Origin of the sequence: Alkalihalophilus lindianensis (assembly GCF_032843265.1) — a bacterium.
GTDB classification, from domain to species: domain Bacteria; phylum Bacillota; class Bacilli; order Bacillales; family Bacillaceae_D; genus Alkalihalophilus; species Alkalihalophilus lindianensis.
The window spans coordinates 1-230 of the sequence record NZ_JAWJBA010001133.1 but is presented as its reverse complement, the minus strand read 5'-3'; the positions used below and the strand labels follow the sequence as shown (position 1 = coordinate 230).

1 pseudogene is annotated in these 230 nt (G+C 42.2%); it reads left to right on the top strand.

Features of this window, described 5'->3' with window-relative positions:
* Window positions 1–230: pseudogene (locus RYX56_RS25615) on the top strand (carbamoyl phosphate synthase large subunit); the annotation flags it as partial.

The following is a 230-nucleotide window of genomic DNA, read 5'->3' as shown; positions in this document are numbered from 1 at the left end:
ATAAGGGGTTGGTTGCTTCAGGATTGAATATTCAAAAGTTTGGTACCGTGTTGTTTACAGTTGCAGATAAGGATAAACAAGAAGCTTTAAAGCTCGCAGTAAGATTTGCCGCAAACGGCTACCGCTTAATGGCCACAAAAGGAACGGCCGCTATTTTAGAATCAGCCGGTCTCAAGGTAATGGTTGTGGAAAAAATCGGTTCCGAAGGAAAGACATTATTGGATGTCATC